At 63.7% G+C, this 25,916-nt stretch carries 23 protein-coding genes and 1 pseudogene; 19 read left to right on the top strand and 5 right to left on the bottom strand.

Annotated elements, in window-relative coordinates; genetic code table 11:
- The 3 genes from AWB67_RS02820 to AWB67_RS02810 all read right to left on the bottom strand — a co-directional run bounded on the left by AWB67_RS02820 (position 1) and on the right by AWB67_RS02810 (position 4,612).
- Positions 1-2,436 carry an arylsulfatase gene (locus AWB67_RS02820; RefSeq protein ID WP_200822153.1) on the bottom strand — a complete coding sequence of 812 codons (2,436 nt, stop codon included), beginning with the start codon at positions 2,434-2,436 and terminating at the stop codon, positions 1-3.
- Positions 2,437-2,518: 82 nt separating this feature from the next.
- The gene (locus tag AWB67_RS02815) at positions 2,519-3,667 is read right to left on the bottom strand and encodes a formylglycine-generating enzyme family protein (RefSeq protein ID WP_087654716.1); all 1,149 of its coding nucleotides are present in this window, start codon (positions 3,665-3,667) and stop codon (positions 2,519-2,521) included.
- A 243-nt stretch (positions 3,668-3,910) separates the two neighbouring features.
- A complete protein-coding gene (locus tag AWB67_RS02810; protein ID WP_087654715.1) occupies positions 3,911-4,612 on the bottom strand; it encodes a FadR/GntR family transcriptional regulator in 702 nt (233 codons plus the stop codon).
- Between the two features lie 238 nt (positions 4,613-4,850).
- On the opposite strand from AWB67_RS02810, the gene AWB67_RS02805 reads away from it, so the two are divergent.
- The 3 genes from AWB67_RS02805 to AWB67_RS02795 all read left to right on the top strand — a co-directional run bounded on the left by AWB67_RS02805 (position 4,851) and on the right by AWB67_RS02795 (position 7,798).
- Positions 4,851-6,185, top strand: coding sequence for a C4-dicarboxylate transporter DctA (locus AWB67_RS02805; protein WP_087654714.1), 1,335 nt, complete (start codon positions 4,851-4,853; stop codon positions 6,183-6,185).
- Positions 6,186-6,266: 81 nt separating this feature from the next.
- Entirely contained in the window at positions 6,267-7,277 is a 1,011-nt protein-coding gene (alc, locus tag AWB67_RS02800) for an allantoicase (RefSeq protein WP_087654713.1), read from the top strand.
- A 5-nt stretch (positions 7,278-7,282) separates the two neighbouring features.
- Positions 7,283-7,798: an ureidoglycolate lyase gene (locus AWB67_RS02795; protein ID WP_087654712.1), complete on the top strand. Its 516-nt coding sequence runs from the start codon at positions 7,283-7,285 to the stop codon at positions 7,796-7,798.
- 80 nt (positions 7,799-7,878) lie between these two features.
- Here the strand turns inward: AWB67_RS02795 and fur are convergent, their stop codons facing one another.
- Entirely contained in the window at positions 7,879-8,307 is a 429-nt protein-coding gene (fur, locus tag AWB67_RS02790; protein WP_087654711.1) for a ferric iron uptake transcriptional regulator, read from the bottom strand.
- Between the two features lie 199 nt (positions 8,308-8,506).
- On the opposite strand from fur, the gene AWB67_RS02785 reads away from it, so the two are divergent.
- From AWB67_RS02785 to AWB67_RS41705, 12 genes and pseudogenes are all read left to right on the top strand, one after another.
- Entirely contained in the window at positions 8,507-9,325 is an 819-nt protein-coding gene (locus AWB67_RS02785) for an outer membrane protein assembly factor BamE (protein WP_087654710.1), read from the top strand.
- Positions 9,326-9,441: 116 nt separating this feature from the next.
- Positions 9,442-10,239 (top strand): 4-hydroxy-tetrahydrodipicolinate reductase, encoded by a 798-nt coding sequence (gene dapB, locus AWB67_RS02780; protein ID WP_087654709.1) that lies wholly within the window; start codon positions 9,442-9,444, stop codon positions 10,237-10,239.
- Positions 10,240-10,260: 21 nt separating this feature from the next.
- Positions 10,261-10,926, top strand: coding sequence for a MotA/TolQ/ExbB proton channel family protein (locus AWB67_RS02775; protein ID WP_087654708.1), 666 nt, complete (start codon positions 10,261-10,263; stop codon positions 10,924-10,926).
- A 5-nt stretch (positions 10,927-10,931) separates the two neighbouring features.
- Positions 10,932-11,360 carry an ExbD/TolR family protein gene (locus AWB67_RS02770; protein ID WP_087654707.1) on the top strand — a complete coding sequence of 143 codons (429 nt, stop codon included), beginning with the start codon at positions 10,932-10,934 and terminating at the stop codon, positions 11,358-11,360.
- Positions 11,361-11,565: 205 nt separating this feature from the next.
- Entirely contained in the window at positions 11,566-14,160 is a 2,595-nt protein-coding gene (gene leuS, locus AWB67_RS02765) for a leucine--tRNA ligase (protein ID WP_087654706.1), read from the top strand.
- Positions 14,161-14,186: 26 nt separating this feature from the next.
- Positions 14,187-14,792: an LPS-assembly lipoprotein LptE gene (locus AWB67_RS02760; protein WP_374729795.1), complete on the top strand. Its 606-nt coding sequence runs from the start codon at positions 14,187-14,189 to the stop codon at positions 14,790-14,792.
- 12 nt (positions 14,793-14,804) lie between these two features.
- Positions 14,805-15,902: a DNA polymerase III subunit delta gene (gene holA / locus AWB67_RS02755; RefSeq protein ID WP_087654704.1), complete on the top strand. Its 1,098-nt coding sequence runs from the start codon at positions 14,805-14,807 to the stop codon at positions 15,900-15,902.
- Positions 15,903-16,034: 132 nt separating this feature from the next.
- On the top strand, positions 16,035-17,306 hold the full coding sequence (locus tag AWB67_RS02750; RefSeq protein ID WP_087654703.1) for a glutamate-5-semialdehyde dehydrogenase: 1,272 nt from the start codon (positions 16,035-16,037) through the stop codon (positions 17,304-17,306).
- Positions 17,307-17,329: 23 nt separating this feature from the next.
- Positions 17,330-17,746 (top strand): CopD family protein, encoded by a 417-nt coding sequence (locus AWB67_RS02745; RefSeq protein ID WP_087654702.1) that lies wholly within the window; start codon positions 17,330-17,332, stop codon positions 17,744-17,746.
- A 542-nt stretch (positions 17,747-18,288) separates the two neighbouring features.
- Positions 18,289-19,221 carry a type I secretion system permease/ATPase gene (locus AWB67_RS02740; RefSeq protein ID WP_087654701.1) on the top strand — a complete coding sequence of 311 codons (933 nt, stop codon included), beginning with the start codon at positions 18,289-18,291 and terminating at the stop codon, positions 19,219-19,221.
- A 20-nt stretch (positions 19,222-19,241) separates the two neighbouring features.
- Positions 19,242-19,454: pseudogene (locus tag AWB67_RS43315) on the top strand (hypothetical protein); the annotation flags it as partial.
- A gap of 8 nt (positions 19,455-19,462) precedes the next feature.
- Positions 19,463-19,708: a YadA C-terminal domain-containing protein gene (locus AWB67_RS41705; RefSeq protein WP_235025012.1), complete on the top strand. Its 246-nt coding sequence runs from the start codon at positions 19,463-19,465 to the stop codon at positions 19,706-19,708.
- A gap of 196 nt (positions 19,709-19,904) precedes the next feature.
- Here AWB67_RS41705 and AWB67_RS02730 read toward each other — a convergent pair whose 3' ends face one another.
- Positions 19,905-20,744: a MurR/RpiR family transcriptional regulator gene (locus AWB67_RS02730; protein ID WP_087654700.1), complete on the bottom strand. Its 840-nt coding sequence runs from the start codon at positions 20,742-20,744 to the stop codon at positions 19,905-19,907.
- A gap of 301 nt (positions 20,745-21,045) precedes the next feature.
- Here AWB67_RS02730 and edd point away from each other — a divergent pair, with 301 nt between their 5' ends.
- The 4 genes from edd (at position 21,046) to AWB67_RS02710 (ending at position 25,860) form a co-directional block, all read left to right on the top strand.
- Positions 21,046-22,941: a phosphogluconate dehydratase gene (gene edd, locus AWB67_RS02725; RefSeq protein ID WP_087654699.1), complete on the top strand. Its 1,896-nt coding sequence runs from the start codon at positions 21,046-21,048 to the stop codon at positions 22,939-22,941.
- Between the two features lie 78 nt (positions 22,942-23,019).
- On the top strand, positions 23,020-23,652 hold the full coding sequence (eda, locus tag AWB67_RS02720) for a bifunctional 4-hydroxy-2-oxoglutarate aldolase/2-dehydro-3-deoxy-phosphogluconate aldolase (protein ID WP_087654698.1): 633 nt from the start codon (positions 23,020-23,022) through the stop codon (positions 23,650-23,652).
- 341 nt (positions 23,653-23,993) lie between these two features.
- Positions 23,994-25,355: a GntT/GntP/DsdX family permease gene (locus AWB67_RS02715; RefSeq protein ID WP_087654697.1), complete on the top strand. Its 1,362-nt coding sequence runs from the start codon at positions 23,994-23,996 to the stop codon at positions 25,353-25,355.
- Between the two features lie 10 nt (positions 25,356-25,365).
- Complete coding sequence (locus AWB67_RS02710) at positions 25,366-25,860, top strand: gluconokinase (RefSeq protein WP_087654696.1); 495 nt, start codon at positions 25,366-25,368, stop codon at positions 25,858-25,860.
- Positions 25,861-25,916: the final 56 nt, after the last annotated feature.

The following is a 25,916-nucleotide window of genomic DNA, read 5'->3' as shown; positions in this document are numbered from 1 at the left end:
TTACTTCAAGTCGATACGCACCGTACGAATCGTGCCGGTGAACTCGTTGTCGTAGAAGGGGTAGTCGTCGGTGACGGGCGTCGGGGCGTCAATGCCCACGTCCGCCGTCTCGCCCGCGAGCGAATACACGGCGCCCTGCGTCTTCTCGATGCGGCCCGAGCCGACCTTCTTGCCGTTGATCGACAACGTACCCGTTGCGCCCTTGTTCAGGCCGCCGCCGTCATAGGCGAAGTCGAACGTCACCTTGACGCGGCCCGTCGGCAGCGGCTCGCTTGATTCGATCACGTACTTCTCGCGCGAGAGCCAGTTGTAGACGTACTTCGTTTTGCCGTTTTTGACGTAGAGACTCCAGCCGCCGTTCTGCCCGGCTTGCGAGATGATCACACCCTTCGCGCCTTCCTTTGGAATGTCGAGATCGGCGGTGATCGTGTACGACACGGCCTTCGTGTTGATGAAGTTGTTTTCCGTCATGCCGCGCATGCCCGGATAGAGCGTGAGCGATTTGCGGCCGAACATCAGGTCCGGACGGCCGGCTTCGACCGGGTTCAACAACTGGAAGCCGCGATCGTCGAGCGGGAAGACCTTGTTCCTGATTGCTTCCTGGCGGAACAACTCCTTCATTTCCTTCAGCTTTTCCGGATATTTCGCCGCGACGTTGTTGGCGAGGCCGAAGTCCTCGGCCATGTGGAACAACTGCCAATCGTCCTTTTCGAAGTCGTGCTGCGGCGCTTCGTGCTGCCACGGTGCGCGATGGACCACGGCGGCGAGCCAGCCTTCGTGATAGATGCTCCGGTTGCCCGACGACTCGTTGTACTGCGTGATGTGGCGCTCCGTCTTCTCGTCCCTAGCGGTGTACTTCAGGCTGGTGCCCGACATCGGCACCTGCTTTACACCATTGACCATCTTCGGTTCCGGCACGCCGATCACGTCGAGAATCGTCGGTACGATGTCGTTCAGGTGCGCGTACTGGTGTCGCAATTCGCTCTTCGCCTGGATGCCCTTCGGATAGTGGACGACCATCCCGGCCATGTTGCCGCCACCGTGCGTCATCTGGATCATCCAGGTGGCGGGCGTCGCGCCTGCCGCAGCCCAGCCGATCGAATAGTTCGGATACGACTTCGGACCGCCGTATTCGCCCGCGTCCATGCGTTTCTTCAGATAGGCCACGTCCTCTGGCGCGCCGTTGAGCGCCGACCACTCGTTGAACACGCCGTTGATCTCGCCGATCGACGAGCCGCCGTTGTCACCCGTGATGTAGAAGAACAGCGTGTTGTCCATCTGGCCAAGGTCCTCGATGGTATCGACGAGGCGGCCCACTTCCGCATCCGCGCTTTCAACCAGCGTGGCGTAAACCTCCATCTGGCGCGCGTAGACTTTTTTCGCGTCCGGCGAGAGATCCGCCCATTTCTTGATGTAGTCGGGATTTTTCGCGAGCTGCGTGTTTTGCGGCACGATGCCGAGCTTCTTCTGGCGCGCAAGGATTTCCTCGCGCATCACGTCCCAGCCCTTGTCGAACTCGCCCGCGTACAGGTGTTTCTTGAGCCAGTCGGGGCGCGGCGTGTGCGGCCGGTGGCCGCCGCTCGACGCGTAGTACATCAGGAACGGCCGGTCCGGCGTCAGCGACTGCGTGCCGCGCAGCCAGGCGATCGCCTGATTGGTCATGTCCGTGTTGAAGTGGTAGTTCGGGTCGTTGCGCGGGCGCTCGACGTGCGTCGTGCCATCGATCAGGTTTGGATAGAACGACGACTGCTCGCCGCCGATGTAGCCGTAGAACTTGTCGAAGCCGGAGTGCGTCGGCCAGCGGTCGAACGGACCGCTCACGCTGCCTTCATACGGCGGCACCTCGTGATTCTTGCCGAAGTACGACGTGACGTAGCCCCATTGATGCAGGATTTCGCCGACCGTCGCGACGCTGCGCGGACGCACGCCGCTATTCGCCGGATAGGCCGTGGCGGTATCGATCACGGTCGAGACGCCCGCCAGATGCTGGTTGCGGCCGGTCAGGAGCGTCATGCGGCTGGGCGAGCACAGCGCGTTCACGTGAAAGTTGGTGTACGTCAGGCCGTCTTTCGCGAGCTTGTCGAGCGTCGGCATGCGGATCTGGCCGCCAAACAATTGCGGGTCGGCATAGGCCACCTGATCGAGCAGCACGATCACGATGTTGGGTGCGCCCTTCGGCGGCCGCACCTGACGAAATGCCGGCGCCTGAACCTTGGCGTAGTCCTGCTCCGTCATCGCCTCGTATTCGGTTTGAGGCAGCGGCAGAATTTCGCCGAGCTTGCCCGTGGTTTCGCTGACGAGCGGCTTGAACTGGACCTTCGCAGCGTCGGCGGCCGTGTTCGCCTGTGACAGTCCGGTAATGCCAAGGGTCAGCGCCAACGAGGCGGCTATGAGCAGCCCGCCCGTGCGCCGCCCTTTGAATTTTGGCATGTGCATGGAGTTTTCCTTATTGCTTGAGTAAATGCTCTCCGGCATCAGCGGAGAGCCCTGTAATCCGGCGAACGCCGAAAGAGGTGCATCAACGGTTGGCTTCGGCCTTGGTGCGTTTCTGCTCGGCTTTCCATTGATCCTGTGTCATGACGAGGCGAAAGCCGATGTGAGACATGCTCGTATACGGGTCGGCGCCGCGCCGCGCGCTCGTGCGGTAGCTGAGGCAATACGTGTCGCTGCACAGGAACGAACCGCCGCGCGTCACGCGTCGCGGGGCATCGGCGGGGACGCCGGAGTCGTCATAGGGGTCGAAGCTGTCGGCGGGGCCCATGGGGTCGCGAGTCGTCTTGCCGAACTGCGCCTGCGTCTTGAAGTAGTCGGCACGGTAATAGTCCGCGGTCCATTGCCAGACGTTGCCGGCCATGTCGTAGAGGCCATAGCCGTTCGGCGCGAACTTCCGCACGGCCGTGGTGCCGACCTGCACTTTTTCGTCCGTGACGACGGGGAATGGTGTCTCGCGATGGTTGTCCCAGATGTTCGCCATCGTCTTTTGCTGCGGGTTCGGTTCGTTGCCCCATGCGTAGGTGGCCTGCTCGAGCCCGCCGCGCGCCGCGTATTCCCACTCGGCTTCCGTCGGCAGCCGCTTGCCGGCCCATTTCGCATACGCCTCGGCGTCCTCGTACGAGACCTGCACCACCGGATGATCGTCCTTGCCGACGATGCTGCTGTCCGGCCCCTGCGGACGCTCCCAGTCAGCGCCCGGAACGAAGCGCCACCATTGCGAGTAATCGCGCAGGGAAACCGGCGCGGCGGTGCCGCTGAAGACGAGCGCGCCGGGCACGAGCAGGCTGTCGTCGGGTTTCGGCGTGCCGGGCGGGGCCTGTACCTTGAGCGTTTCCCAGTCGGGTTTGCGCTCGGCGGTGGTGACGTAGTGGGTGGCCTCGACAAAGCGCCGGAAGTCGGCGTTGGTGACGTCGCTCACGTCGATCCAGAAGCCCGACAGCGCGACCTTGTGCGCGGGCTTTTCGTTCGGCTGGGCGTGCGGGTGGTCGCTGCCCATCAGAAAGGCGCCGGCGGGAATCCACGCCATGTTCGCGGGACCCGTCCTGCCGTCGCCGAGATAGGTCTTGCCCGGCTCGAAAAGATCGAAATGCCAGGCAGCAAGGCCGCCGCCTGCGGCGAGCACGCCAACGGTGAGCAACGCGCCCAGCCATGCCCTACGGGAAAATCGACCCATGATGCTGCATTCCTTTCGGCTATTTATAGGAATGCGAGAGTGCTTTTTGTTCGCTTTTTTCGGAATGAGATGATTCCGAAAGTCAAATTAATACGATCTGGGCCGGGATTTATTTCAATTTTCGATTGACTTGCGCGCGATCGCTGGGAGCAGCGGCGGGCCTGCTGTTGCGCATCTCGCGAACGTAAACAAGGCCGTCCGGTGATGACCGGACGGCCTTGTTTCCGCGCATTTCTTTCGCCCTTAGCGCGCTGAATCCGCGGGCAACGGAAAATGCACGCCCGCGCGCTGCGCGGCGTTCACGATGTGCGTCTCGATCGCACGGCCGGCGCTTTCGCCGTCGCGCGCCTTGAGCGCTTCGACGATCGCCGAATGCTCGTGATACGTCGAAAGCACGAGCTCCCGCCGATAAAACGGCAGCCGCTGGCTTTCCTTCATGATGTCGGCGCTGCCGCGCAGGATCGATTCGATCGCCGCGTTCCCCGCGAGGCTCACGATCCGCATGTGAAACGCGAAGTCGAGCTGCGCTGCTTCCTCCAGTTCCGCGCTGATCAACGCGCCCTGCAGCGAATCGAGGTTGTCCTGGAGCCAGTCGATATCTGCATCGCCGATTGAATGGGCGGCCAGCCGCGCGACGAAGCCCTCGAGTGCGAAACGCATCTGGTAGGTATCCGGCAGCGACGCCTGATCGGCGAAGCGCCACGCGTGCGACGTGCTCGCCTGCGCGCTGCTGACATAAACGCCCTTTCCCGGCCGGATGTGGAGCATGCCGAGCGCTTCGAGCGTCGAGAGCGCTTCACGCAACGACGCCCGGCTGATCGCCAGTTCGTCGGAGAGCTGCCGCTGTGCCGGCAAGAGACTCCCCACCGGATAAACGCTGGATTCGATCCGTTCGCGAATGGTCGCGATGGCGGCATCGGTAACGGTATGCGGAACGTTTTTCATAGGAAGAATCGTACTAGTCCGGTCTGACCGCCATTGTAGGCGCGGGTTTAGCCGGTGTCTCGAAATTGCCTTTGACAATCGCAAGATGCTGCCGATATTGCGGGTAAACAGGTACGGCAACGTCCTTGACTGGACTATATCGGTTTTCTAATATTCGTCATCACAGCACTGGTCGGACCAGTCGGAACAGTTGCTGAAGTGATCCCGTGACAGAGATTGACGACGAAGGAGAACAGTCGTGCTGAGATTCCTGAATTCGCTGTTTGGCAGGGTAATGATTGCGCTGGTCATAGGTGTCGTAGTGGGGGCGATGTTCCCGCATTTCGGCGAGTCGCTGAGGCCGCTTGGCGACGGCTTTCTCAAGCTCATCAAGATGGTCATCGGGCCGATCGTGTTTTGCGTCGTCGTGAGCGGGATGGCGAGCGCCGGCGATCTGAAGAAAGTCGGGCGGGTCGGGCTGAAGGCGGTCATCTACTTCGAAATCATGACGACGCTCGCGCTCGTGATCGGCGCGGTGCTCGCCTATGTCACGCAGCCGGGCGCAGGCGCGAACATCGACCTGCATTCGCTCAACGCCGCGTCGCTCACGCAGTACACCGAGCACGCCAAAAGCCTGAAGGACACGTCCGGCTTCCTGCTCAACATCATCCCGAACACGGCCACCGACGCCTTCGCGAAGGGCGACATCCTGCAGGTGCTCGTGTTCTCCGTGCTGTTCGGCGCGGCGCTGTCGATGCTCGGCGAGAAGGGGCGGCGGGTGTCGGGCTTGATCGAGGAACTGTCGCATGTGTTCTTCCGCATCATGTCGTTCATCATCAAGCTCGCGCCGCTCGGCGTGCTCGGCGCGATCGCGTTCACGACCGGCAAGTACGGCGTCGATTCGCTCAAGCAGCTCGGCATGCTGGTGGTCGTGTTCTACGCGAGCTGCTTCCTGTTCGTGTTCGTCGTGCTCGGCGTCGTGATGCGCCTCGCGGGCTTCAGCATTTTCAAGCTCGTGCGGTATCTGCGTGAAGAACTGTCGATCGTGCTCGGCACCGCTTCGTCGGACGCCGTTTTGCCGCAGATCATGCGCAAGCTCGAATGGATGGGCGTGAAGGATTCCACCGTCGGCCTCGTGATTCCGACCGGCTACTCGTTCAACCTCGACGGCTTCTCGATCTACCTGACGCTCGCCGTCATCTTCATCGCGCAGGCGACGAACACGCCGCTGTCGGTGCATGACCTGATCGTCGTTGTGCTGGTGTCGCTCGTGACGTCGAAGGGTGCGCACGGCATCCCCGGCTCGGCGATCGTGATTCTCGCCGCCACCCTCTCCGCGATCCCCGCGATTCCCGTGCTGGGCCTCGTACTGATCCTTCCGGTCGACTGGTTCGTCGGCATCGCACGCGCCGTGACGAACCTGATCGGCAACTGCGTGGCGACGGTGATCGTCGCGGTCTGGGAGAAGGACATCGACCGGGTGCGCGCGCAGCGCGTCCTCAATCAGGAGGCCGATTTCCTCTTCGTCCCGGCGACGGGCAAGTCGGACGCCGCCGCCAACGCGAACGGCCACGAAACCGCCCACGCACTGTAAGCAACGTCAACGCGGTCGCCCGCCTGCCGGCGACCGCGCTTCAAGCCGCCTCACTCAACCGATTCCAAGGAGCCGACCACCATGGCAAACCCGATCCTCGACGCCGACGCCCCCGCCTTCACGCGCCGCTACATGAATCTCGCCGATCCGCGTCTGGGCGCGACGGCGCTCTTCGCGACCGACGAATTCTTCGCGCCGAAAGAGCGCATGCTCGACCCGCAGCCGGCGCAGTTCATCCCCGGCAAGTACGACGACCACGGCAAGTGGATGGACGGCTGGGAAACGCGCCGCAAGCGCACGACGGGCTACGATTTCTGCATCGTGAAACTCGCGCGGCCGGGCACGATCCACGGCATCGACATCGATACGAGCCATTTCACCGGTAACTTCCCGCCGGCGGCATCGATCGAGGCGTGCTATACGGACAGCCCGAATCCCCAGGAACAGGGCGACTGGCGCGAAATCGTCCCCGCGACGACGCTGCAGGGCAACCATCACCATTATCTCGAAATCAGCGATACGCGCGCCTATACCCATCTGCGCGTGAACATCTATCCGGACGGCGGGATTGCGCGGCTGCGCGTCTACGGCCAGCCGAAGACGGACTTCTCGCGCGTCGCGCGCGGCACGCTGCTGGATCTCGCTGCGATCGAAAACGGCGCGTACCTGGTCGCCGCGAACAACCAGCATTTCGGGCCGGCCTCGCAGATGCTGATGCCGGGGCGCGGCGTGAACATGGGCGACGGCTGGGAAACGCGCCGCCGCCGCGAGCCGGGCAACGACTGGGCGATTGTCGCGCTGGCGCATCCGGGCGTGATCCGCGCAATCGAAGTCGATACGGCGCACTTCAAGGGCAATTTCCCCGATCGCTGCTCGCTGCAGGCGGCGCGCGTGGAAGGCGGCACTGACGAGTCGCTCGTCACGCAGGCGATGTTCTGGCCGGTGCTGCTGCCGGAGCAGAAACTGTCGATGGACAACGTGCATCGCTTCGAGTCGGAAGTTGCCGCGCTCGGGCCGGTGACGCACGTGCGCTTCAACATTTTCCCGGACGGCGGCGTGTCGCGGCTGCGCGTCTTCGGCGACATCGAGTAACGATCATGAAGACGCTGACGCTGGAACCCCTGACGCGCGAGGCTTTCGCGCCCTATGGCGACGTCATCGAACTGGAAGGCGCGCGCCATTTTCCGATCAATGGCGGCACGACCGAGCGCTTTCACGATCTGGCACAAGTCGAGATCGGCGCGGATGACGGCGGCCGGCCGCTCATCAGCGTGTTTCGCGGCCAGCCGCGGCCGCAGCCGGTCGAGATCTCGATGATGGAGCGGCATCCGCTCGGCAGCCAGGCGTTCGTGCCGCTCGGCGACGTGGAGTACCTGATCGTCGTGGCGCCGGCGGGAGAGTTCGATCCCGCCGGGCTGCGCGCGTTCCACACAAAGGGCTGGCAGGGCGTGAACTACGCGCGCGGCGTCTGGCATCACCCGCTGATCGTGCTGGAACGAGAGGGAGATTTCATCGTCGTCGATCGCGGCGGCAGCCAGCCGAATTGCGACGAAATCGACTTGCCCGAGCGCTATGTACTGACGCGCGCGGCGGCGATCGGACAGGCTGCCTAAAACACCGCGTGTGCGAAAAAACCGCCGCCCATCGGTCACGATGGGCGGCGGTTTTGTCTTACGGTCTGCGTTTTAGTACTTCAGTGCTTCCGATGCGGGCAGTTTTCCTTCGTGCACGCGCCGTACAGCGCGAGCGCGTGCTCGTGCAGCTTGAAACCGCGCGCCTTGGCAATCGCTTGCTGACGGCCTTCGATTTCCGCATCGAAGAACTCCTCGACGCGTCCGCAGTCGATACACACCAGATGATCGTGGTGCGTGCCTTCGTTCAGCTCGAACACGGCCTTGCCCGATTCGAAATTACTGCGCGACAGGAGGCCGGCCTGCTCGAACTGCGTGAGCACGCGATAAACCGTCGCGAGCCCGATGTCGAGCTCTTCGTGAATCAGGTTGCGATACACGTCTTCGGCCGTCAGATGGCGCACCGGGCTGTGCTGGAAAATCTCGAGGATCTTGAGGCGGGGCAGGGTCGCCTTGAGCCCGATATTTTTGAGATCGGCGGGATTGGTCATGGCTAGGCATCCCTAGAGTACAATTCAAGGTTCTCATAGTAATGCGTTTTTACCGTTTCGGTCATCTTCGAACCGAAGTCGAACAGCCGGGAACCGTTGCGATCGATATTAGCGTCATATGAAAACGCGTCGCGCGCGGGGTGAAATGAAGGGTGAAATGTTTCCAAAATCTTTGTCGAATTGCCTGGAGAGCCGTCGTATGCGGGGAACCTTGATCGCTGCCGTCCTGGCCACCACGCTGGCCGGTTGCTCCTCTTACGACAGCGTCACGCAGAAAATCGCGCAGAGCATCACGCCGTACCGAATCACCGTCGTGCAAGGCAATTTCGTGTCGCAGGAAGCGGCGAGCCAGATGCAGATCGGCATGTCGCGGGATCAGGTGAAGGCGCTGCTCGGCACGCCGCTGCTCACCGACATGTTCCACGCGGATCGCTGGGATTACGTCTTCTACTTCAAGCGCGGATCGACCTCGGTCGTCCAGCAGCGCGACTTCATCGTGAACTTCACGGCGGATCGCGTGACGAGCTGGTCGGGCGGCGAGAACCTGCCGTCGAACCTCGAATTGCTCGCTGAAATCGATGGCGACAAGGGCGTCAAGCTCGCCTCGCTGCCGAAGCCGCCGACGCCGGTCGCGGTGCCGGCTTCGGCTACGTCGGCGGGTGTCGCGGCGCCGTCCGCCGAGGAGCCGTCGATCTCGCCGGATCCGTCGGCCGCGTTTGCGGGTGATGCGAACCAGCAGGCCGCGCAGGCCGCTAACCGCGCGACGAACGCGATCCAGACGCCGACCGGCCGCACGCAATCCACGGCTCGCCCGAACGTGCCGCAAACGCCGGGCGGCGCGCTTGGTTCGAACAGCCAGGGCAATTCGCAGATCCAGTTGAAGCGCCAGCCGCAGCAGATCAACATTCCGGACAGCAGCGCCGTGGGTCCGCAGAGTTCGTCGCCGGCGCCCGCCGCCACGAATCCGGTCGGACCGACTCCGTTCTACGTGCCGCCCGCCGGCACGCCGAGCAACTGAGCTGAGTTAAAGAACGTCAAATTGGGGAACGGCGGGTTTGTCCCGCTGTCCCTTGTCTGGACAGGGCGCGCGACGCATCGCGCGCATCTTTCAACACGTTTTCACGCTGAATCGCCATGAAAATCGCCATCGCTGGTGCATCGGGCCGCATGGGCCGCATGCTGATCGAAACCGTTCTCGACGATATCGACGCCGAACTGGTTGGCGCGCTGGACCGTCCCGGCGCGCCGCAGCTCGGGCAGGACGCGGGCGCGTTCCTCGGCAAGACGACGGGCGTCGTGCTGACTGATGACATCGAACGCGTCTTCGCCGATGCCGATTTCCTGATCGACTTCACGCGCCCCGAAGGCACGCTCGTGCATCTGGAAGCGGCGGTGCGCCACAACGTGAAGATGATCATCGGCACGACGGGTTTCGACGACGCGCAAAAAGCGCAATTGCGCGCCGCGGGCGAGAAGATCGGCATCGTGTTCGCGCCGAACATGAGCGTCGGCGTGAACGTGACGATGAAACTGCTCGAATTCGCCGCGAAGCAGTTCGCGGAGGGCTACGACATCGAGATCATCGAGGCGCATCACCGCCACAAGGTCGATGCGCCGTCGGGCACGGCGCTCGCGATGGGCGAAGTCGTCGCGAAGGCGCTCGGGCGCGATCTGAAAGACTGCGCGGTTTACGGCCGCGAAGGCGTGACGGGCGAACGCGATCCGTCGACGATCGGTTTTGCCGCGATTCGCGGCGGCGATATCGTCGGCGATCATACGGTGCTGTTTGCCGGCATCGGCGAGCGCATCGAGATCACGCATAAGTCCGCGAGCCGCCTGTCGTATGCGCAGGGCGCGCTGCGGGCGGCCCGCTTTCTCGCCGGCCGTGACACCGGCTTCTTCGACATGCAGGACGTGCTCGGCCTGCGCTGAGCCAAGTCTCCCAAGGTACCGATGGCGGACACGGGCGTTATCCACTATCTGCAAAGCGGCGACGGCGTCACGCGCGGCGTCGCCGGCGTGCTGCTCGCGATGTCGGTCGCTAGCTGGTGTTTCCTGATCGTCAAGGCATGGATTCTGGCGCGCGCGAAGCGGCAAGGGCCGCGCGCGCTGAAGCATTTCTGGCAAGCTGCGACGCTCTCCGACGGCATCAGCGCCCTGCGCGCGACCGATCGCGAGCGCGTCTACCTTCCGCTCGCCGAGGCCGCGTGGCACGCGTCCGAGGCGGAAGTGCCGGGCGCGTTGCTGGCGCGTGTCGAGCGCAGCGAGCGCGTGTTGCGCGCGCTGCGTCAGGCGCTGCTTGGTTCGCAGCGGCGGCTCGAATTCGGACAGGTTCTGCTCGCGTCGGTGGGCAGCACGGCGCCGTTCGTCGGCTTGCTCGGTACCGTGTGGGGCATCTACCACGCGCTCGGCAGCATCGCGGCGAGCGGGCAGGCGATGATCGAAAACGTCGCCGGACCGGTCGGCGAGGCGCTCATCATGACGGCGTTCGGGCTCGTCGTCGCGATTCCGGCGGTGCTGGCGTACAACGTGCTCGGCCGGCTCGTGCGGCAAGTCTCCGAGGAACTGGACGGCTTCGCGCACGACCTCCACGCCTTCCTCTGCGTCGACAAGGAATAACGGCGATGGCATTCGGCGGACTCGAGAAAAAGCCCAACGGCTCGCCGATGGCCGAGATCAACATGACGCCGCTCATCGACGTCATGCTCGTGCTGCTCGTGATCTTCATCATCACCGCGCCGCTTTTTACACACGCGATCCGGCTCGATTTGCCGAAGGTGTCGTCGCAATCGGTGCGCGAGACGCCGGACACCGTCACGCTGTCCATCGACGACGCCGGCAGGCTTTACTGGAACGACAAGCCGGTCACGCTCGACGAGATGCGCGCGCGTTTCGCCGACGAAGGCAAGCGCCCGGCGCCGCCGGAGATCCATCTGCGGGCGTCCGGCGCGACGCGCTACGACGTCATTGCGCAGGTGATGGGCGCGGCGCAGCAGGCCGGGCTCGACAAGATCGGTTTTGTGACCGAGCCGAAGGGCGCAAAGCCCCAGTAAGGCGGCTAGCCAGCGGAGTTGGCCATCCGGCCAAGCGCCAGCCGCGCGCCGTCGAACGGTATAATCGCCCTTTGCCTGATCGGCGCGTCGACACGACCGAAGACTCAAGCCAAAACGCCGCAGCCCCGCCACCGCGCGCTCACGTAGCCAAAGCGCGACCGGGGCCGAGCCAGTTTCCAGCATCAGCCGAACAGCCAACCACACCATGCACGATAAATACGTACCCGCCGACGTTGAATCCGCCGCGCAAAGCGACTGGCGCGCGAAAGACGTCTACCGGTCGACCGAAGCTACGGCCAAGCCCAAGTTCTATTGCGTCTCGATGCTGCCGTATCCGTCGGGCAAGCTGCACATGGGCCACGTGCGCAACTACACGATCAACGACGTCATGTACCGCTATCTGCGGATGAACGGTCACAACGTGCTGATGCCGATGGGGTGGGACGCGTTCGGCATGCCCGCCGAGAACGCCGCGATGGCGAACGGCGTGCCGCCCGCCAAGTGGACGTACGACAATATCGCGTACATGAAGAAGCAGATGCAGTCGATGGGCCTCGCCATCGACTGGTCGCGCGAAATCGCCACCTGCTCGCCCGAGTATTACAAGTGGAACCAGTGGCTGTTCCTGAAGATGCTCGAAAAGGGCATCGCGTACAAGAAAACCGGCACGGTGAACTGGGACCCGGTCGACCAGACCGTGCTCGCGAACGAACAGGTGATCGACGGGCGCGGCTGGCGTTCGGGCGCGCTCGTCGAAAAGCGCGAGATCCCGATGTACTACATGCGCATCACCGATTACGCGGACCAACTGCTCGACGACCTCGAAGGCCTCGGCTGGCCGGAGCGCGTCAAGGTCATGCAGCAGAACTGGATCGGCAAGAGCTTCGGCGTGAATTTCGGCTTCCCGTATGAAATCGACGGCGAAGCGAAATTGCTGCGCGTGTTCACCACGCGCGCCGACACCATCATGGGCGTCACCTTCGCCGCGATCGCCGCGGAACACCCGCTTGCCACGCGCCTCGCGCGCGACAACGCCGAATTGCAGGCGTTCGTCGACGAATGCAAGCGCGGCGGCGTCGCCGAGGCTGACATGGCGACGATGGAAAAGAAGGGCATGCCGACCGGCTTTTTCATCACGCATCCGCTGACGCAGGCGAAAGTCGAAGTGTGGGTCGGCAATTACGTGCTGATGAGCTACGGCGAAGGCGCCGTCATGGGCGTGCCGGCGCACGACGAACGCGATTTCGCGTTTGCGAAGAAATACGATCTGCCGATCAAACAGGTTGTCGCGATCGAAGGCAAGGAATACTCGACGCAAGCGTGGCAAGAGTGGTACGGCGACAAGACGGCCGGGCGCCTCGTAAATAGCGGCAAATACGACGGTTTGACGTTCGAAGAAGCCACCGACGCCATCGCCGGCGACTTGAAAGCGCTCGATCTCGGCGACAAGCAGGTCACGTGGCGTCTGCGCGACTGGGGCATTTCGCGCCAGCGCTACTGGGGCACGCCGATTCCGCTCATCCACTGCCCGAGTTGCGGCGACGTGCCGGTGCCGGAAGCGGACTTGCCGGTCGTGCTGCCGGAAGACCTCGTGCCGGACGGCACGGGCAATCCGCTCGCGAAGTCGGAAGCGTTTGTGAACTGCGCGTGCCCGAAGTGCGGCGCGGCGGCGAAGCGCGAAACCGACACGATGGACACCTTCGTCGATTCGTCGTGGTACTTCTCGCGCTACGCCGCGCCCGACGCCAAGACGATGGTCGACGAGCGCACCGACTACTGGATGCCGATGGACCAGTACATCGGCGGGATCGAGCACGCGATTCTTCACCTGCTGTATTCGCGTTTCTGGACGAAGGTCATGCGCGACATGGGCCTCGTCAAATTCGGCGAGCCGGCGAAGAATCTGCTCACGCAGGGCATGGTGCTGAACGAAACGTACTATCGCGAGGACGCGGCGGGCAAGAAGACCTGGTACAACCCGCTCGAAGTCACCGTTTCCCACGACGACAAGGGCCGCCCGGCGGGCGCAGTGCTGATCGCCGACGGCCAGCCGGTGGTGCTGGGCGGCGTCGAGAAGATGTCTAAGTCGAAGAACAACGGCGTCGATCCGCAAACGCTGATCGACCAATACGGCGCCGATACCGCGCGTCTCTTCGTGATGTTCGCGGCGCCGCCGGAGCAGTCGCTTGAATGGTCGGGCACGGGCGTCGAAGGCGCGAGCCGCTTCCTGCGCCGCGTGTGGCAGTACGCGCACGGCCAGGCCGACGCGCTGAAACAGCACGCGAAGCTCGACGTATCGAACCTGAACGACACCGAGCGCGTGCTGCGCCGCGAAATCTACAGCGTGCTCAAGCAGGCCGATTTCGACTACGGCCGCCTGCAGTACAACACGGTCGTGTCGGCGGGCATGAAGATGCTGAACGCCGTCGAAGGCGCGAAGGATGCGAGCGCGGGCGTGCTCAACGAAGCGTTCGGCGTGCTGCTGCGCGTGCTGTATCCGGTCGTGCCGCACGTCACGTTCCAGTTGTGGGCCGAACTCGGCTACGCGAAGGAATTCGGCGATCTGCTGGACGCGCCGTGGCCGAAAGTCGACGAAGCCGCGCTCGAGCAGGCTGAAATCGAGCTCGTGCTGCAGGTGAACGGCAAGGTGCGCGGCGCGCTGACGGTCGCGAAGGACGCGCCGCGCGAAGCCATCGAAAAGGCGGCCGTCGAGCATGAGATGTTCGCCAAGTTCGCGGAAGGCCGTGCGCCGAAAAAGATCGTCGTGGTGCCGGGGCGCCTCGTGAACGTGGTAGTTTGAGCGCCGTGAAAATCATGGGAGTCGATGTGAGCCGGAAAGTCGTCGAAGGGAAGGCGCCGGAAGCGCAGCCGGTGTCCGGCGTCAGCAGGCGTTCGTTCCTGTCGCTCGTGGGTGGCGCGCTCGCGCTGTCCGCGTGCGGCTTCCAGTTGCGCGGCCAGCAGGACTACGCGTTCAAGCGGCTCGCGATCTCGGGCGGCGCGCCGGTGATGGTCGCGCGTCTTGAACGGATGGTGCAGGGCGGCAGCGACACGGTGATCGTCAAGCCGTCGGAGAAGCCGGAGGCCATTCTGTCGCTGGCCGAGGGCAACGGCCAGCGCACGCTGAGCCTGAATTCGCAGGGCGTCGTTCAGGAATACGAGCTTGTCTACACGCTCAACTATTCGCTTTCCGGCGCGGACGGCACCTTGCTGATCCCGCCGAGCGTGATCGCGCTCAACCGCGCAATGACTTACAGCGACCAATACGCGCTTGCGAAGCAGCAGGAAGCCACGCTGCTCTATCGCGACATGCAATTCGATGCCGTCGATCAGTTGACTCGCCGGCTCGCCGTCGTGCGCTCGCTGCATCCGGCGCCGAGCGAGCAGACGCCGGGCATCTTGCCGCGCGCGCCGCTGCCCACGCCGCCGCTGTAACCGGGCGCACGCATGCAACTCCGGCTCGACGCGCTCGAAGCGCACCTCTCCAAGGGTCTGAAAGGCTTGTACGTCGTCTATGGCGACGAGCACCTGCTCGCCCAGGAGGCGTGCGACCGCATTCGCACGGCGGCGCGGGCGAGCGGCTTCACCGATCGCTCGGTGTTCACCGTCGAGCGCGGTTTCGACTGGAGCAGCCTGATCGGCGCCAGCCGTTCGATGTCGCTGTTCGGCGACCGTCAACTCGTCGAACTGCGCATCCCGACCGGCAAGCCAGGCAAGGACGGCAGCGAAGCGCTCAAACTCATGGCCGCCGCCAACAGCCCCGACGTCCTCACGCTGATCACGCTGCCGCGCCTCGATTCGGCGTCACAGAAAGCCGCGTGGTTCACGGCGATCACCGCCGCGGGCGTGGCATTGAAAATCGATCCCGTCGAGCGGGCGCAATTGCCGATGTGGGTCGGCCAGCGGCTCGCGCAGCAAGGCCAGCGCGTCGCGCCGGGAGAAGAAGGGCGGCGCGCGCTGCAATTCATCGCCGAGCGCGTCGAAGGCAATCTGCTCGCCGCGCATCAGGAAATCCAGAAGCTCGGGCTGCTGTACCCCGAGGGCGTGCTGAGCGTCGAACAGATCCACGACGCCGTGCTCAACGTCGCCCGCTACGACGTGTTCAAGCTCAACGAGGCAATGCTGACGGGCGACGTCGGCCGCCTGGCGCGCATGCTCGACGGCCTGAAGGGCGAAGGCGAAGCGGCCGTGCTCGTGCTGTGGGCGCTCGTCGAGGAAGTGCGCACGCTGTTGCGCATCAAGCGCGGCGTCGCGGCGGGCAAGCCGCTCGCGACGTTGCTGCGCGAAAATCGCGTCTGGGGACCGCGCGAACGGCTGATCGGCCCGGCGCTCTCGCGTGTGACGGAAGGCGCACTGGAGAAGGCGCTGTCGCTTGCGGCAAAGCTCGACCGGCAAGTGAAAGGCCTCTCCGGCGGCACTGGAAAACGCGGCAGCGAGCCGCCGCCCAATCCATGGGACGGCATGTTCGAACTCGCGATGACGGTCGCGCATTCCGGCAATCCGTCACCGGGCAAAGCGCCCGCGCCGGCCCGACCTCGTCGCTGAAACGCGCATCGGCTTAAAATCGCGATAGCGGCGTCCAATTTTCGCGGACGCGTTCGAATCCAGCCGTCTTCAGACGCTCGCGTGCGCATTTCGGCATCCGGCGAGCGGCGACAAAACAGCAAGAGACCCACGATGAACATCGACGAATACATGACCGATCTGGGCCGCCGCGCGCGCGCCGCATCACGCGCGATGGCGCGCGCATCGACCGCCGCGCGCAATGCGGCGCTCGAATCGGTGGCGGTCGCGATTGAGCGTGATCGCGCCGCGCTTACGGAGGCGAACGCGCGCGATCTCGCCCGCGCCCGCGACAAGGGCCACGACGCCGCCTTCATCGACCGCCTGACGCTCTCCGACAAGGCGTTGAACACGATGGTCGAAGGCTTGCGGCAAGTGGCGTCGCTGGCCGATCCGATCGGCGAGATCAGCGGCCTCAAGTTCCGCCCGACCGGCATCCAGGTTGGCCAGATGCGCGTGCCGCTCGGCGTGATCGGCATCATTTACGAGTCGCGGCCGAACGTGACGATCGACGCCGCCGCCCTCTGTCTCAAATCCGGCAACGCGGCGATTCTGCGCGGCGGCTCCGAGGCGCTCGAATGCAACACGGCGCTCGCGAAGCTGATCGGCGAAGGGCTGGAAGCGGCCGGGCTGCCGCAGGACGCCGTGCAGGTCGTGGGAACAGCGGATCGCGCGGCGGTCGGCAAGCTGATCACGATGACCGACTACGTCGACGTGATCGTGCCGCGCGGCGGCAAGAGCCTGATCGCGCGTCTGATGGAAGAGGCGCGCGTGCCGATGATCAAGCATCTCGACGGCATCTGCCACGTCTACGTCGACGATCGCGCCGATCTCGCGAAAGCGCTCGCCATCTGCGAGAACGCGAAGACGCATCGCTACGGCACCTGCAATACGATGGAAACGCTGCTCGTCGCGCGCGGGATCGCGAAGGACGTGCTGCCGGTTCTAGCGCGCGCGTTCCAGGCGAAGGAAGTCGAACTGCGCGTCGATCCGGCCGCCCGCGCCGTGCTCGAAGCGGCGCAGATCGGCGCGCTCGTCGATGCCACCGAGGAAGACTGGCGCACTGAGTATCTGGCGCCCGTGCTGGCGATCAAGGTCGTCGAAAATCTCGACCAGGCCATCGAGCACATCAACGAATACGGCTCGCATCACACCGACGCGATCGTGACCGAAGACCACGACCGCGCGATGCGTTTCCTGCGCGAAGTGGATTCGGCGAGCGTGATGGTGAACGCCTCGACGCGTTTCGCCGACGGCTTCGAATTCGGCCTCGGCGCGGAGATCGGCATCTCGAACGACAAGCTGCACGCGCGCGGACCGGTGGGGCTGGAAGGTCTGACATCGCTGAAATACGTGGTGCTCGGACATGGCGAAGTGCGTCAATAAGAAAACTAGAAGGCAACTCATCGATGCTCTGGATCAAAACGCTGCATATCGTCCTGGTGGCTTCGTGGTTTGCGGGGCTTTTCTATTTGCCCCGCATTTTCGTCAATCTCGCGATGGAAACGGACGCTGCCGCCACCGCGCGGCTGCTCCTGATGGCGCGCAAGCTGTTTCGCTTCATGACGTTCATCGCGATCCCGGCGCTTGCTTGCGGCCTGTGGCTCTGGCTCGCGGTCGGGATCGGACAGGGGCAGGGCTGGCTGCACGCGAAGCTGACGATCGTCGCGCTGCTCATCGTCTATCACGCGTATTGCGGCCGGTTGCTGCATACGTTTCAGCGCGGTGAGAACAAGCGCTCGGACAAGTGGTATCGAATGTTCAATGAACTGCCGGTGCTGGGTCTTCTCGGCGCAACGGCGCTCGTCATCATCAAGCCTTTTTAGGCGATCTATCAACGGCAGCCGCTAGACCCGAACCCGCGGCTCGCCGTCTCACCTTTTTTCATACGTTTTCGATCGCGCAATGCGATCTAAAAATCGGACGAACCTCATAGTCATCCGATATCAAACGTGGACAATCCCCTTCCGCACTAGAGCCGATCGCGGCCATGAAGCCTTGCGGCTCGACTCGCCGACGAAAGGCGACCTTTCCTGAATGTCGGCGCGAGTAGCTGCTGTCGAGCTTTGGCGGAGAAAACATCTCAATCGGCGTAGAAATTCATTCAATCTTACGTCAACCCTACTAATTGCGATTAAGACGCCTCTTATACGCCGACCGTGAGGCGCTGCGGATAATGCGCTTCCCAAACGAGCATTGAAAAGGGGCAGTAGTCGTGAATCCGACGAATTGCGCTGCTTCCCGGGTGCCGGGAAGATGTTTCGGATATCCGAGCAATTTGCAAATCCCCACCTGATCGCTGCATCAAATCGTACCCGGGTCAAGGCGTGAGCCTGGGTCGGTGTGCTCAACCGCGTAGTCACACGTCATGAAAAACGATGCTCCGGGCGCCAACGCGCCTGTCAACCCCGCTTCCGACGCGCATGTCCTGACGCTCGCCAAAAAAGTCGACGATACCTTGCTGAAGAGTCTCATCTGGATGACGGCTTATCACGGCAAGCCTGTCAGCGAGGCTGCGCTAGTCGCCGGCCTTCCAGCCGGACGCTTCACGACGCCGAAGCAGGCGCAGATTGCGATGGAGCAGGCGGGCTTCGCGGCGGGTGTCGTCGAGCGCCACGTGCACGAGGTGTCACCGATGCTGCTGCCCGTCATCCTGTTTCGCAAGGACCATGGCGGCTGCATCCTGATCGGCCGCGCGCCCGACAAGGTCAAGGTCGAAATGACCGCGGAGGATGCGAAGGACAAGGCGGACGACGAATACGAAGCGGCTTATCTGCCGATCCTGCCCGAGGTAGGGCCGCAGGTCGTCAAGATGGGCGTGTCGAAGGTGAAGGCGTTCTACTCCGGCTTCGCCATGCTGGTGAAGCCGCTCGGCAAGGTCGATGCCCGCGCGGGAACGCCGGCCGCGAAAAGCGAAGGCCACTGGCTGCTGAGCACGCTCTGGCGCTATCGCCGCTATTACTGGAGCGCGGCGCTCGGCGCGTTGCTCATCAACGTGCTCGCGCTCGCCGGCACGTTCTTCACGATGAACGTGTACGACCGTGTCGTGCCGAATCACGCCTTTGTCACGCTGTGGTCGCTCGCGGTCGGCGTGTCGATCGCGATGCTCTTCGAAATCATCGCGCGCAATGTGCGGGCGCGCGTGCTCGATGTCGCCGGCAAGAAAGCCGACCCCGTGATGGGCGCGCTGCTGTTTCGCAAGGCGATGGGTATCCGCATGGAGCACAAGCCGGCGTCGGCGGGATCGTTCGCGAACCAGTTGCGCGAGTTCGAATCGGTACGTGACTTCGTGACTTCGTGACTTCGTGACTTCGTGACTTCGTGACTTCGTGGCATCGGCGAGGCAAGGACTCGCTTGCCCTCGGCAACGGCGCGCAAGCTCCGGCTGACAACGCTGTCGCGCTGGGCGCTCATTCGCTCGCTGACCAGCCGAACACGATTTCGATCGGTTCGGAAAACAACGAGCGTCGCTTGACCAACGTCGCGCCGGGCATCAACGGCACGGACGCGGTCAACATGAACCAGTTGGGCGCAGTGCAGTCGTGCTTGAACGACGTGGCTCGCAAGTCGTACGGCGGTATCGCAGCGGCAACCGCGCTGACGATGATCCGGACGTCGACGCGAACAAGACGTTGTCGATCGGTATCGGCGGCGGCACGTACAAGGGCTACGCGGCAACGGCCATCGGCGGTACGACACGCATCACGCAGAACATCAAGGTTCGCGTGGGTGCAGGCTGGAGCTCCAACGGCACGACGGTCGGTGCTGGCGCTGCGTACCAGTGGTAATCCGGTAGTCTGACCGCCGGTCGGCAGCGCGCTTCGGCGCGCTGCCTGCAGCGGCCGGTCCAGTCCAATGGCCGATTCGAAAGAACGGCCGCGACGGACGGATCGGCAACTGCAGCATAGCTTCAAACAAAAGCGGGCTCTTCCTCGGAAGAGCCCGCTTTCTTTTTATGCGCGCGCTGATGACAGGATCGCGAAACTAGGAGCCCACTCGCCGCCGATTCAACACGTCTTTCGCCTGCTTCAGCTTCTCCGCCAACTGCGGTCCGCGTGCAAGTGCCACCCCCACGGCCAGGATATCGCCGATCGCCAGATGCGAGACGCGCGAGGTCATCGGGGAGAAGATGTCGGTGTCTTCGTCGACGTTGGCGAACAAGCCCACGTTCGCCATGCGCGCAAGCGGCGAAGTGCCGTGCGTGATCGCGATCACTTGCGCGCCGCCCGCCTGCGCCGAGGCGCACGCGTCGAGGATGTCCTTCGTGCGCCCCGTGTTGGAAATCGCGACGACCACATCCCCCGCGCCGAGCAGCGCCGCCGACGTCGTGTACGTATGCGGATCGGAATAAGCCACCGACGGCACGCCGAGCCGGAAAAACTTGTGCTGTACGTCGAGCGCCGCGATGCCGGAGCCGCCTGCACCGTAAAACTCGATACGCCGCGCCTCGCTCAAGAGCGCGATCGCCGCCGCGACGCTGTCCGTCGACAGGCTGTTGCGAACCTGGATCAGCGCGCCGATCGTCCGGTCGAGCACTTTCGCCGCGACGCCGGAGGCCGGCTCGTCCGTGCGCACGTCGCGATAGACGGTGGGCACGTCTCCTGCGACGCTTTGTGCAAGGCGAATCTTGAACTCGCGAAAACCCGAGAAGCCGAGCGCCCGGCAGAACCGCGCGATCGTCGGCTGGCTGACGCCGACGCGCGCCGCGAAATCGGTCATCGCGAGGTCCAGGACTTCGCGCGGCGCTTCGAGGACGTAGTCGGCCAGCTTCCGCTCGGACGGCCGCAATTGTTCGCGCATTGTTTCCACTTGGGACAGCAACATCGGGAATCTCGCCTATGCTGGAAATTGCGTGGACTATAGCCGATGTCCAGCCATGTACAAATACTACATAAAACAACGGCGCGTAGATCAGGGATTTCCCTGATTAGCATGCCTATAAAGGATCGGTGTCTAAGCAAGCGCTTAACGTCGAATGTCAAAAGCTCGTTGCAAGTGTGTAGTTTTTCTACTAACATCGGGTCACTCGGCACGGAGACAAAACGCAACACAACTGCCGATCCCCGCGACATTCAACCCAAACACCTCGACGGCCCGTCCCCCGCAGCGAGGCGAAGGAGTTTCGATGGTTTCCCCGCATCCGCAATTGAAAAAGGTCACCGACCGCGTGATCGAACGCAGCAAGCCGACGCGTGCGGCTTATCTGGCGCGCATCGACGGCGCGCACGGCCAGTTCCCGGCGCGCGGCGCGCTCTCGTGCGCCAATCTGGCGCACGGTTTCGCCGGCCTCGAAGGCCAGGAAAAGTTCGCGATCAAGGCAGTGCGCGAGCCGAACATCGGCATCGTGTCGTCGTACAACGAGATGCTCTCGGCGCACGCGCCGTACAAGAATTTTCCCGACATCATCAAGCAGGCGGCGCGCGAAAGCGGCGGCGTCGCGCAATTCGCGGGCGGCGTCCCGGCGATGTGCGACGGCATCACGCAGGGCAACGCGGGCATGGAACTATCGCTCTTCTCGCGCGAAGTAATCGCAATGAGCACGGCTGTCGCGCTCACGCACAACATGTTCGACGCGGCGCTGTGCCTGGGCATTTGCGACAAGATCGTGCCGGGCCTGTTGATCGGCGCGTTGCAGTTCGGCCATCTGCCGACGATCTTTATCCCGGCCGGCCCGATGACGAGCGGCCTGACCAATGACGACAAGGCGAAAGTCCGCCAGCAGTTCGCGACCGGCCAGTGTGACCGCGGCGCGTTGCTCGAGGCGGAATCGGCGGCGTATCACAGCCACGGCACCTGCACGTTCTACGGCACGGCGAACAGCAACCAGATGCTGATGGAAGTGATGGGTCTGCATCTGCCGAGCTCGGCGTTCGTGCACCCGCACACGCCGCTGCGCGATGCGCTGACCGCCGAGGCCGCGAAGCGCGTGCTCGAACTCACGGCCGAGCGCGGTAACTACACGCCGATCGGCCATGTCGTCGATGAAAAGGCGATCGTGAACGGCATCGTCGCGTTGTTGGCGACGGGCGGCTCGACCAATCACACGCTGCATCTGGTGGCGATCGCGCGGGCGGCGGGCATCGTGATCGACTGGAACGACTTCGACGAACTCTCGCAAGCCGTGCCGCTCCTGGCCAAGATCTACCCGAACGGCAAGGCCGACGTGAATCATTTCCACGCGGCGGGCGGCGTCGCGTTCCTCGTGCGCAACCTGCTCGAAGCGGGGCTGCTGCATGAAGACGTGAAAACCGTCGCGGGGCCGGGTCTCACGCACTACACTCAGGAACCGAAGCTCATCGACGGCAAGCTGCTATGGGTCGACGGCCCGCCGGAAAGTCACGACACGAAAGTGCTGCGCAGCATCGAAGAGCCGTTCGCGCCGGACGGCGGCCTGCGCCTGATGCAGGGCAAGCTCGGCCGCGGCGTGATCAAGATCTCGGCGGTGGCGCCGGAGCATCGCGTGGTGAAGGCGCCCGCCATCGTGTTCAATTCGCAGGAAGAAGTGCAGGAAGCGTTCGACAAGGGCGAGCTGAAGCGCGATTTCGTCGCGATCGTGCGCTTTCAGGGTGCGCGGGCGAACGGCATGCCGGAGTTGCATCGATTGACGCCGCTTCTCGGCGTGTTGCAGGATCAGGGCTTCCACGTCGCGCTCGTCACCGATGGACGGATGTCGGGCGCGTCGGGCAAGGTGCCGGCCGTGATCCACGTCTCGCCGGAAGCGCTGTTGCAAGGGCCGCTCGGCAAGGTGCGCACCGGCGACACGATCGTCATCGATGCGCAGGCGGGCGTCCTCGACATCGAAATCGATTCGAAGCAATGGGCGGCGCGCGTCGTCGAGGCGCCGCGACATCAGGCGGACAACGAAGTGGGCTTTGGCCGCGAGCTGTTCGGCGTGTTCCGCAGCGCGGCATTGCCGGCGGAGCAGGGCGCATCGGTGTTCGGCGCGATGGTGGGCGAAACGCACACGTCGCACGCACCGCACCATGCGCCGTCGACGCACGTTTCGCATGCCACGCACTGAAGCGGGGGCAGCGCAGGACCTGAGAGACAACTCGCGGACTAAAAACCCAAGCGCCGCACAAGACAGGAGTCGCATCAAATGAAAACGGTAAGCGAAATCGTGCGTCTGGGCCCGGTGATTCCGGTGCTGGCATTCGATTCAGTCGAGCAGGGTGAAAACGTGTCGCGCGCGTTACACGCGGGCGGCGTCAAGGTGCTCGAAATCACGTTGCGCACGGCGGCGGGCATCGCCGCGATCGAGCGCGCAAGCCAGCTCGCGGACGACATCGTCGTCGGCGTCGGCACGATCACGAAGCCCGAGCACTGCGCGCAGGCGAAGAAAGCGGGCGCGCAGTTCGGCGTGTCGCCGGGACTCACGAAGGACATGCATAAGGCCGCGCAGGACGCGGGCCTGCCGCTCTTGCCCGGCGTGATGACGCCGACCGACATCATTCACGCGCTCGAACTCGGCTACGAGATCGTCAAGTTTTTCCCGGCGCAGCAGGCGGGCGGCATTCCGATGCTGCAGGCGTTCTACGGCCCGTTCCCGACGCTCAAGTTCTGCCCGACGGGCGGCATCACCGCGGAAACCGCGACGAGCTTCCTCGCGCAGCCGAACGTGGTCTGTGTCGGCGGTTCCTGGCTGACGCCGAAGGCGGCGCTGGCGGCGCAGAACTGGGAAGAAGTGACGCGCCTCGCGCGCGCGGCGAGCACGCTGGCGGCGCCGGCCTGATCGCCAGCGGCGCTACTACGGAAGCCTCTGAGACCCAGTGTCACGGAGGCTTTTTTTGTATGCGTAGTAATTTCGTTGTATGGGGGGCCGGAGGAAGCGCTAAAAGCACCTACTCTAATCTGGACCGCAACTTCGTTGCGCGGGACCGGAGTAAGCACATGGGACCAGAGTAAGCGCTAAAGCGCTAACTCTGGATCGACAGCGCCAACTCGGGTCGACAAAGTAAAATCCGAAAACTTCGGCGCCACGTGAGCGCTTGCTGAACGCCGTCAGAAAAGCAATCAGGCGACAGCAAACGCACCCGTAGCGATAAACGTCAACAAAACTAAAGGAGGCGCTTCATGGAAGCTGTCCACGGCAGCATGCTGCTCGTCTATGCGGTCATCGCGATCGCATTGCTGATCCTGCTGATCACACGCTACAGGGTCTATCCGTTCCTCGTTCTTCTGATCGTTTCACTGCTGCTCGGCCTCGCCGTTGGCATGCCGATCGACAAGATCGTCAAGGCGTTCGAAACCGGCAACGGTAATACGCTCGGGCACATCGCGGTGGTGGTGGGCCTCGGCACGATGCTCGGCAAGATGATGGCGGAATCGGGCGGCGCTGAACGCGTCGCTAATACGCTCATCCACCTCTTCGGCGAGAAGAACATTCACTGGGCGATGATGGTCGTCGCGATCATCGTCGGCTTGCCGGTGTTCTTCGAGGTCGGCTTCGTGCTGCTGATTCCGATCGCGTTCAACGTCGCGAAGCGCACGGGCAAGTCGCTGCTGCTGATCGGCCTGCCGATGGTCGCAGGCCTCTCGGTCGTGCACGGCCTGATCCCGCCGCACCCAGCCGCGCTCCTTGCCGTGCAGGCGTATCACGCCGATATCGGTAAGACGATTGCGTATGGTCTGATCGTTGGTATACCGACGGCGATCGTCGCCGGTCCGCTTTTCGCGCTCCTGATCCACAAGTCCATTAAGCTGCCGGCAAACAATCCGCTCGCGGAGCAGTTCGTCGAAACGCACACGGAAGGCGCGAAGCGCGACCTGCCGAGCTTCGGCGTGACCCTGTTCACGATCCTGCTGCCGGTGATCCTGATGCTGGTGGGAAGCTGGGCCGACCTCGTCTTCACGCCGAAGACGCTGCCCAACGACCTGCTGCGCTTCGTCGGTTCATCGGATATCGCGCTTCTGATCGCCGTGCTGGTCAGCTTCTACACGTTCGGTGCGGCGCGCGGCTTCAATCGCGCGCAGATCCAGAAGTTCTGCGGCGACTGTCTCGCGCCGATCGCGGGCATCACGCTGATCGTGGGCGCGGGCGGCGGCTTCGGCAACATCCTGCGCGAAAGCGGGATTTCGCAGCAGATCGTCGCGTCGGCGTCGCAGGCAAATTTGTCGCCGCTGTTGCTCGGCTGGTTCGTCGCCGCGCTGATCCGCCTGGCGACAGGCTCCGCAACGGTCGCGATGACGACCGCGTGCGGCATCGTCGCGCCGATCGCGGCGGCCGCGGGCGGCGGCGTGAAGCCCGAGCTGCTGGTGCTGGCGACAGGAGCCGGCTCGCTCATCTTCTCTCACGTGAACGATGGCGGCTTCTGGCTGATCAAAGAGTATTTCGGGATGACCGTAGGCCAGACGTTCAAGACGTGGTCGCTGTGCGAGACGATCATCTCTGTCCTGGGCCTGGGATTGGTTTTCGCACTCGCGGCGATCGTGTAAGGAGACTTCGATGATATTGATCGCGATGGGCGTGTCGGGCTGCGGCAAGTCGCTGATTGGCGAATTGCTGGCTGAACGGCTGAACTGCCCCTTTACCGATGGCGACACGTTCCACAGCGCTGCGAACAAGGAGAAGATGCACAACGGCATCCCGCTGACGGACGACGACCGCTGGCCTTGGCTCAAGACGATCCGCGCGGCGATCGAAGACAAGCAGCGCGCGGGGGAGACGGCGGTGTTCACGTGCTCGTCGCTGAAGCGCTCGTATCGCGAGATCCTGCGAGCGGGCGATCGTGACGTGACGTTCGTGTATCTGCACGGCACGCCGGAATTGCTGCGCGAGCGGCTGGGCGAGCGCAAGGGGCATTTCTTCGATCCGTCGCTGCTGAAGAGCCAGCTCGATACGCTTGAGCCGCCAAGCGAGGATGAGGCGATTGAGGCGGATATCGCGATGACGCCGGATCAGATCGTCGAGAAGGTGCTGAGAGAGGTGAAGGAGCGCTGATTCGCTGCGCTCCCGGCTGGAAAAAAGAAGGGCGCCCCGCGGGGCGCCCTTCTTGC

It is taken from the genome of Caballeronia terrestris (genome assembly GCF_001544515.1).
GTDB lineage: Bacteria > Pseudomonadota > Gammaproteobacteria > Burkholderiales > Burkholderiaceae > Caballeronia > Caballeronia terrestris.
The sequence above is the reverse complement of the archived record's forward strand: the minus strand, read 5'-3'. Positions and strand labels throughout refer to the sequence as shown.

Excerpts from the sequence above, each read along its gene's own strand:
- AWB67_RS02820 (WP_200822153.1), bottom strand. The coding sequence starts at position 2,436 with ATGCACATGCCAAAATTCAAAGGGCGGCGCACGGGCGGGCTGCTCATA.
- AWB67_RS02815 (WP_087654716.1), bottom strand. The coding sequence starts at position 3,667 with ATGGGTCGATTTTCCCGTAGGGCATGGCTGGGCGCGTTGCTCACCGTT.
- AWB67_RS02810 (WP_087654715.1), bottom strand. The coding sequence starts at position 4,612 with ATGAAAAACGTTCCGCATACCGTTACCGATGCCGCCATCGCGACCATT.
- alc (WP_087654713.1), top strand. The coding sequence starts at position 6,267 with ATGGCAAACCCGATCCTCGACGCCGACGCCCCCGCCTTCACGCGCCGC.
- AWB67_RS02795 (WP_087654712.1), top strand. The coding sequence starts at position 7,283 with ATGAAGACGCTGACGCTGGAACCCCTGACGCGCGAGGCTTTCGCGCCC.
- fur (WP_087654711.1), bottom strand. The coding sequence starts at position 8,307 with ATGACCAATCCCGCCGATCTCAAAAATATCGGGCTCAAGGCGACCCTG.
- AWB67_RS02785 (WP_087654710.1), top strand. The coding sequence starts at position 8,507 with ATGCGGGGAACCTTGATCGCTGCCGTCCTGGCCACCACGCTGGCCGGT.
- dapB (WP_087654709.1), top strand. The coding sequence starts at position 9,442 with ATGAAAATCGCCATCGCTGGTGCATCGGGCCGCATGGGCCGCATGCTG.
- AWB67_RS02775 (WP_087654708.1), top strand. The coding sequence starts at position 10,261 with ATGGCGGACACGGGCGTTATCCACTATCTGCAAAGCGGCGACGGCGTC.
- AWB67_RS02770 (WP_087654707.1), top strand. The coding sequence starts at position 10,932 with ATGGCATTCGGCGGACTCGAGAAAAAGCCCAACGGCTCGCCGATGGCC.
- leuS (WP_087654706.1), top strand. The coding sequence starts at position 11,566 with ATGCACGATAAATACGTACCCGCCGACGTTGAATCCGCCGCGCAAAGC.
- holA (WP_087654704.1), top strand. The coding sequence starts at position 14,805 with ATGCAACTCCGGCTCGACGCGCTCGAAGCGCACCTCTCCAAGGGTCTG.
- AWB67_RS02750 (WP_087654703.1), top strand. The coding sequence starts at position 16,035 with ATGAACATCGACGAATACATGACCGATCTGGGCCGCCGCGCGCGCGCC.
- AWB67_RS02745 (WP_087654702.1), top strand. The coding sequence starts at position 17,330 with ATGCTCTGGATCAAAACGCTGCATATCGTCCTGGTGGCTTCGTGGTTT.
- AWB67_RS02740 (WP_087654701.1), top strand. The coding sequence starts at position 18,289 with ATGAAAAACGATGCTCCGGGCGCCAACGCGCCTGTCAACCCCGCTTCC.
- AWB67_RS02730 (WP_087654700.1), bottom strand. The coding sequence starts at position 20,744 with ATGTTGCTGTCCCAAGTGGAAACAATGCGCGAACAATTGCGGCCGTCC.
- edd (WP_087654699.1), top strand. The coding sequence starts at position 21,046 with ATGGTTTCCCCGCATCCGCAATTGAAAAAGGTCACCGACCGCGTGATC.
- eda (WP_087654698.1), top strand. The coding sequence starts at position 23,020 with ATGAAAACGGTAAGCGAAATCGTGCGTCTGGGCCCGGTGATTCCGGTG.
- AWB67_RS02715 (WP_087654697.1), top strand. The coding sequence starts at position 23,994 with ATGGAAGCTGTCCACGGCAGCATGCTGCTCGTCTATGCGGTCATCGCG.
- AWB67_RS02710 (WP_087654696.1), top strand. The coding sequence starts at position 25,366 with ATGATATTGATCGCGATGGGCGTGTCGGGCTGCGGCAAGTCGCTGATT.